The following is a 6,955-nucleotide window of genomic DNA, read 5'->3' on the forward strand; positions in this document are numbered from 1 at the left end:
AAGGAGTGGCGTGCAGTCGCGACCAGATACGAAAAAACAGCGGCGTCATTCCTTGCCGTCATACACATCGCTGCTGCTGCAGACTGGATCAAGTGCTAACAGGCCCTAGTTGTCCAAATTATAAGAGATTAGGATTCCCGATCCTTGCATGTATCTACTGAGGCCAGAAGAAATATTCTAAAAGATAAAATTTAGTATCTCTGAGAAATCTTACCTCATGGCGTAAATACACTCATCGACGTTTTCAGAAAAACGATCTCGCAGCGGAGGCCGGGCATATTATCAACGAGACGGATTGAACCTCCATGCAGGTGCACGATTGCCCGGACCAGGCTGAGTCCTAATCCGGTACCGGGCACGGTTCGGCTGGTGTCGAGCCGGACCATCTTTTCGAAAACGCGCTCATGTTCTTCGGCTGGAATACCGGGACCATTATCTGAAACGGCCATGATGACCCTGTTGTTTTCCATGTGAGCTGACAGGGAAATAACCGTTCCCGATGAACAATGGTTGATGGCGTTTTCGATGAGATTAGACAGTGTCTGCGTTAAGAGGATGCGGTTGCCGTCAAGTGTCAGGTTTAGGGCGGGGCTAATAATTGTCAGCGTCTGCCCTTGTTCCTGTGCGACGGGCTGATAGAGGTCAGCGAGCGTGTTGAAAAGATCTGCAACGACCAGTGTCTGACTATCGGGAATACGGTCTCCTGCTTCAAGTTGTGCAAGTCTTAAAAGAGACGAGAAAATTTCCAGTGCGTCCTGCAGATTATCCTGCGCCTGTGTGAGCGCAGTGCTCTGGATGTCATGGGTCGTTGCGGTCTGGGCCTTGTCGAGATTCTGGCCCAGCCGTGCCAGAGGTCGTCGCATATCATGTGCGATGTCGTCACTGATCTGCCGGACACTGGCGATCAGTGTTTCGTTTCTGTCGAGCATGGCGTTGAGGCTATGGGCGAGATGATCGAATTCGTCTCCTGTTCCATTCAGGGCAAGCCGTTGGGAAATATCGCCTCGCATGATTTTGCGGGCCGTCATGCTGATGACTTCAATTCTGCCGAGCACAATCCGACTGAGGACAAATCCCCCGCCAAGTCCGATTACGAGGAACACTATCGCGCTCCAGGCGAGTGTCAGCCAGAGATCGCGGCGGAGGGACTGGATAGGCGTCGCGTCAATACCGACGAAGAGGTAACCGCCGTCATTGAGTGTGGTTCCGTAACCGATGACAGGATGATGGTCAGGGGGATGCGTCCGATGCGTCCATGAGAGCCATCTCCAGCCCGCGATGGGGCGTAGATGAAACATATTTCCGATGACGACCTGTTCCTGGGCATCCTGCAGCAGATAGTAAAATCCAGGTTCGTTCTGGACCATTTCCCTGAGCGTGGGTTGGAGATGGATGACAGTCTGGCCCTGTGCTTCGGACAGAGCTTCGTCGCGTTCATTTGCAACAATGCGCATGGTCTGCTGTGAGAGCAGGCGTTGGCTGTGATAACCGGAGAATGCCGTTACTGTCATGCCTGTAAGGAGAAAACACCCCGCGAACATGGCGATGATCCGAAAGGATGAGCTGCGCAAAACCGGGAGACGGAGCGGGGAGCTGTGATGAGAAGCTGACATGCCATTATGTGCTTTTCAACATATAGCCTTGTCCCTTGAGCGTTTGGATAAGTGGCGGAGCGTCGCGCCCCAATCGTTCCCGTAAGCGACTGACATGGGTATCTACCAGATTGGTATGAAGCGGGAAATCGATGTCCCAAACAGCCTGTAGCAACATTTTTCGTGACAATGTTACGTGCGGATGTCGCATGAAATATTCCAGAAGCTTGAGCTCCTGGGCCTGCATGTAAAGCTTTTCTCCGCCGCGCCGGACTTCACGTGTCAGAAGATCGATTTCAAGATCGGCAAAAACCAGACGGGTCTGATCGTAGGATTGTTGAGCTCTTCTGAGGAGATTTTCCACACGAGCAGAGAGTTCCTGGAGGGAAAAGGGTTTTACAAGATAATCGTCGGCGCCGCTTCTCAGTCCGGTAACGCGCTCATGAATTCCATCCATTGTGGTCAGGAACAAGACTGGCGTGGTGATGCCAATAGCACGCAGATCTCTCAGGATGGTAAGACCATCAAGGCTTGGGAGGCGTCGGTCGAGGATAATACAGTCCCACGTGCCTGATATGGCGGCGTTTCTTCCCTGTAAACCATCTGCAATGATATTAATTGCAGTGAAAGGTGCAGCCAACCCACTTTCAATGTACCTGGCTGTATCCAGATCATCTTCGACAAGGAGAATATTACTTTGGGAATGTGAAAGAGGCTCGTTCATCATATCCTGCCTGATCGTTCTACAAACTTGAAATCTGGTGTTTTGCGGTACGAGCCAACCGATCAAGGGCACAATATAAGACTGGCGTCGTATAAAGGGTCAGCGCCTGGCTGACGGCAAGGCCGCCGAGAATTGTAATGCCCAACGGAAGGCGGAGTTCGGCTCCATAACCGTGGCCAAACATTAAAGGCAGCGCACCGAATGCCGCGGCAAATGTTGTCATCATGATGGGACGAAAACGGAGCATGCACGCTTCTTGGATCGCGTCTGCAGGAATGTGGCCAGATTTCTGAGCAGAAATCGCGAAATCAATGAGCATGATGGCATTTTTTTTAACAATACCGACCAAAAGCAGAAGGCCGATCATTGCCATGAGCGAAAACTCTTCCCCGAATGCCCATAGCCCGACCATTGCACCCACGCCTGCTGAGGGGAGCGTTGACAAGACAGTTACTGGATGGATCATGCTTTCATAAAGTATTCCCAAAATAATATAGATTCCGAGAACGGCGCAGCCGATCAATAAAATATTGTTATGAGAAGAATTGCGCATTTGTGCAGCATTGCCTGCATACGCCCCCCTGAGAGAAGAGGGGAGGCGGGTTTGCGCGACGATACGGTCAACAGCGGTCATCGCCTGACTCAAAGAAATGCCTGGAGCTAGGTTAAACGAAATTGTCGCTGCAATAGATTGGCCTTCATGATTGACAGTGAGTGCTGTGGCATTTGGGTGACGGCTTGCAACGACAGAAAGGGGGATCATCGTTTCTTGGGATGTCGAGACAGCAGACCCCGACGATGCTGAGCTTCCCCCCGCAAGACTGTTTGCAAGCTGATTGGTAATACTCTGTGTGCTGGTATCGGTGCTCGTTGCCGCCGTATTCGCCTGTCTGGCCCGGATAAGATTTGATTGGGATGCCCCTTTGGCTGTCCCGCCAGCAATGCTGATCCAATCCTGATCGAGTGACTGCGGAGATTGCCAGAAACGCGGAGAGACCTCCATGACCACGCGATACTGGTTCAAGGCATTATAGATGACGGACGCTGCGCGCTGCCCGTACGCATCATAAAGGACATTACTAACTAACTGCGGGGTAGTCTGTACACGGGCGGCTGTGTCACGGTCTAAGTGAATGTCCATACTGTTTCCGCCTAACAGGACGTCTGATGAAACGTCCATCAAAGTTTTCTCTTGGCTGAGAAGGGTTACAAGGCGCTGTGTGTAACGATAGAGCTCCTGCGGATCACTGCCCTGTAAACTGTATTGATAAGCGGCATTGCTCGGGCGTGCCCCAATTCGTATGGCGCCGCGTTGCAACGCAAAGAACCGTGCATCTTTCAAACTGTGCGTCCGCTGGCTCAATCGACTGATTGTTGTGGCCAATGTATCTGGACGGGTGTTCTTATCAGTGAGGCGAATGAAAATATTTCCCTGATTGGACGATCCCCGGCCACCAAGGAAACCGGCGACGTCGGCTACGTCAGGATCCTGAAGGAGCTGCTTTTGAACTGTTGCCATGTCTCGCTCCATGGCCTGAAACGAGATGGTTTCGTCGCCCATGACGCGCCCTAAAAGCATCCCGGTATCTTCGTCCGGAAACAGACCCTTGGGAAGGTTTTGATAAAGCGTCCATGTGAGGCCGAGGGAAAGGGGAAGAGAGAGCAGAACGATGGTCGGATAACGCATGGCGATTGTCAGACTACGTGCATAAACTCTCAATATATGGTCATGCCAAACGTCCACAAAATGTGTGAATGTGTTATTTGCGGCTTGTGTTCCAAGGCGTGCGCAAAGCATCGGGGTGAGGCTGAGAGACAGGGCCGCGGAGATACAAAGACTTAGAGTAACGGTAACGGCAAATTCGTGGAACAGCCGGCCAGTCAATCCACCCATGAGCAAGATAGGCAGGAACACGATGATCAGAGAGGCTGTAATTGAGACGATCGTAAATCGCACCTCGCGTGCGCCGCGCCGCGCGGCGTTTAGTGGTGAAAGGCCAGCCTCAGCATGACGGGTAATGTTTTCAAGCACGACGATTGCATCGTCCACGACGAAGCCGGTCGAGATCGTCAGGGCCATAAGGGACATGTTGTCAAGGCCGTATCCGAGAAGCCACAGAAAGCCGAGCGTTCCCAGGAGAGAAACAGGAATCACGATGGCAGGGATAACGACGATGCGTGGGGAGCCTAGGAAGATGAGAGCGATCAGGATAACGAGGCCTAAGGAGAGGCCGAGTGTCATTCGGGTATCGGCAAGCGACGCTCGAATGACACTTGAGCGATCCATCACCACCGCAAGGTGAGTTCCCGATGCCAGTGTGTTTTGAAGAGTGGGGTATTCACGGGTGAATTGATCAATTGCAGCAACCGAATTCGCGCCAGCCTGCATATAGACCTGCGCGACAATTGCAGGCTTGCCATTATAGTAACCAGCGTTACGCACATCCTCCACACTGTCGATTATTGTGGCAACATCGACCAGATGAATAGGGCGTCCGTTGCGCCAGGCGATGACGAGGTCCTGATAATCGGCAGCTTTGTGCACCTGATCGTTGGTCGCAATCTGGAGGCGCAGTTTGGATGTCTCTATGAAGCCTTTTGGGGTGTGAGCATTAGCGGAAGCGAGCGCCGCGCGCACGTCCTCGAAGCCAAGCCCATATTTGTATAACATCAAAGGATTAATTTCGACGCGTGTGGCCGGTAATGCGCTTCCGCTGATTTGTACAAGCCCGACGCCGTGAATCTGGGCCAGTCGTGGCAAAAGTTTGTTGGTGGCTTGATCGTAAAGATCAGGCATTGTGCGCCTGTCGGAAGTCAGTGCAAGGATCAGGGCAGGCGGGTCATTTGGATTTGCTTTAGAGTAGGTCGGATTCTGGCGCAGAGTTGTTGGAAGATCGACGCGAGCAGCCTGTATTGCGGCTGCAACATCCCGGGCTGCCCCATTGATATCACGGGAAAGTTCGAACTGAAGCGTAATACTCAGCATGCCGGCACTGGACTGAGAGGTCATTTCCTGAAGGCCGGCAATGGTGCCAAGATGACGTTCAAGAGGTTCCGCAATGGAGCTTGCGATCTGTTCAGGTGTCCCGCCCGGCTGAAATGCCTGCACCCGAATGACCGGAAAATCAATGTTAGGAAGATCAGATACTGGGAGAGAAATGTAGCCCATGAGGCCAAACAGACAAAGCGATACAGTCATCAAAACTGTTGCAACAGGTCTGGATATAAACCAATCCGTCATTTAAAAAGTATTTCAACTCTGCATAAAGAAATTCACGATGCGGAACTGCTGAACTCAATTTGTCGGAATTCAATTTAGTACGCAAGACAAGGTGTGTAAGATTGGGAATTGTTAATAGAATCAGATATTTTTTACGATAGGCGTTATAGTATAGTGCTGACCGAGAGCGGAATGATCCTTCCGTTCCAATGAGTGTCTGGGATGCGCGGTTTTGGAATGAAGCCTCAGGAAAAGACTGTCATACAAATCTGAGTACCGGACCTCAGGAACAATGGCGATGCCAAGTTATGTACGTTGAAGCAGTGGAGGCTTCGGGTAATGCTCGGATTTGTTGCGCTTTTTGTCGTGGCCAGTGCTGCATTCTCGCTGAGTGCGGTCTCTGGTGGCGGAGCCGGTTTGATCGTGATGCCTTTGCTTGGATTGCTTCTCCCTGCTGATCACGTTCCAGCAGCGCTATCAATTGGGACGGCTGTAAGTTCTGCTTCTCGTATGGCTCTTTTTTTTAAAGTAATCCGTTGGCAAGTTGTCTTTTTGTATGCCCCAATGGCCCTCCCTGCTGCATGGGCAGGCATTCTCCTGTTGAAGCAGTTTCAGCCTGCCTATCTTGACCTGCTGCTGGGTCTGTTTTTGTTAAGTAATCTCCCTCTTATGTTGCGGCCCCGCAAAAAATCTGGAAGCTCTTCAAAAACCAGCAATTCAGTTTGGTTACCGCTTATTGGCGCGTTAGCAGGTTTTATTTCGGGTTTTACAGGAGCTGTTGGTTTAATTTTTAATGGTTTTTATTATCGATTGGGCCTGCGCAAAGAGGAGATAGTTGCAACGCGCGCAGCCAATGACATTCTTCTTCATATATTTAAAGTTGTGCTCTACGCGTTGTATGGACTGATTGATCAAGCGACAATAAAAACCGGAGTTGTCGTCGCTATTGCGGCGCTCGCATCGTCATGGGGAATGAGGCTATATTTGCATCATATCCCGGATCATCTTTTTCGACAGATTGGTCGTGGTGCTGCGGTGGTAGCTGGCGTTGCGATGGTTGCTCTGGCTGGGCGACAGATCCTTGTTCAAGATCGTATTGTTCTTTACTTCAATCATACAGAAAAGGCCGTCGAACTAGCTGCAAATTGGCGTCAGCACAAATTGTCTGTGGAGGTGGAAAACCTGACTGAAGTAGAACTACGCCATAGCGTTCTGTGCAGAGGTGTTACCTGGAGGGTTCGAAAAACCCTCTGGTTTTGAGGGTGCCTTTGTGATTCCATTTCCCCCGAGTTGATTGGGGTATGGATCATGAAGCAGGCGGGATTTTTTGACGTTGAAGAGAGGCTTGCCCGGCTGAGCGGGCTGGGTGATCAGCTCGAAGCGTTTTCCCGGACTTTGGATTTTGAAGTGTTCCGCCCT

At 51.2% G+C, this 6,955-nt stretch carries 4 protein-coding genes and 2 pseudogenes; 3 read left to right on the top strand and 3 right to left on the bottom strand.

Annotated elements, in window-relative coordinates; genetic code table 11:
* Positions 1-99 (top strand): annotated as a pseudogene (locus HKD24_RS14525) (IS5-like element ISMex42 family transposase); the annotation flags it as partial.
* A 116-nt stretch (positions 100-215) separates the two neighbouring features.
* On the opposite strand, the gene HKD24_RS14530 reads toward HKD24_RS14525, so the two are convergent.
* The 3 genes from HKD24_RS14530 to HKD24_RS14540 form a co-directional block, all read right to left on the bottom strand.
* Positions 216-1,454 (bottom strand): sensor histidine kinase, encoded by a 1,239-nt coding sequence (locus HKD24_RS14530; protein ID WP_228124471.1) that lies wholly within the window; start codon positions 1,452-1,454, stop codon positions 216-218.
* A gap of 163 nt (positions 1,455-1,617) precedes the next feature.
* Positions 1,618-2,319, bottom strand: coding sequence for a response regulator transcription factor (locus tag HKD24_RS14535; protein WP_228124472.1), 702 nt, complete (start codon positions 2,317-2,319; stop codon positions 1,618-1,620).
* A 16-nt stretch (positions 2,320-2,335) separates the two neighbouring features.
* Positions 2,336-5,557: an efflux RND transporter permease subunit gene (locus HKD24_RS14540; RefSeq protein ID WP_194260897.1), complete on the bottom strand. Its 3,222-nt coding sequence runs from the start codon at positions 5,555-5,557 to the stop codon at positions 2,336-2,338.
* A gap of 318 nt (positions 5,558-5,875) precedes the next feature.
* On the opposite strand from HKD24_RS14540, the gene HKD24_RS14545 reads away from it, so the two are divergent.
* Positions 5,876-6,796, top strand: a complete 921-nt coding sequence (locus HKD24_RS14545) for a sulfite exporter TauE/SafE family protein (RefSeq protein WP_194260898.1) — start codon at positions 5,876-5,878, stop codon at positions 6,794-6,796.
* A gap of 48 nt (positions 6,797-6,844) precedes the next feature.
* Positions 6,845-6,955, top strand: a pseudogene (locus HKD24_RS14550) (IS5/IS1182 family transposase); the annotation flags it as partial.

The sequence above is a fragment of the Gluconobacter vitians genome (genome assembly GCF_015244565.1).
Lineage (GTDB): Bacteria > Pseudomonadota > Alphaproteobacteria > Acetobacterales > Acetobacteraceae > Gluconobacter > Gluconobacter vitians.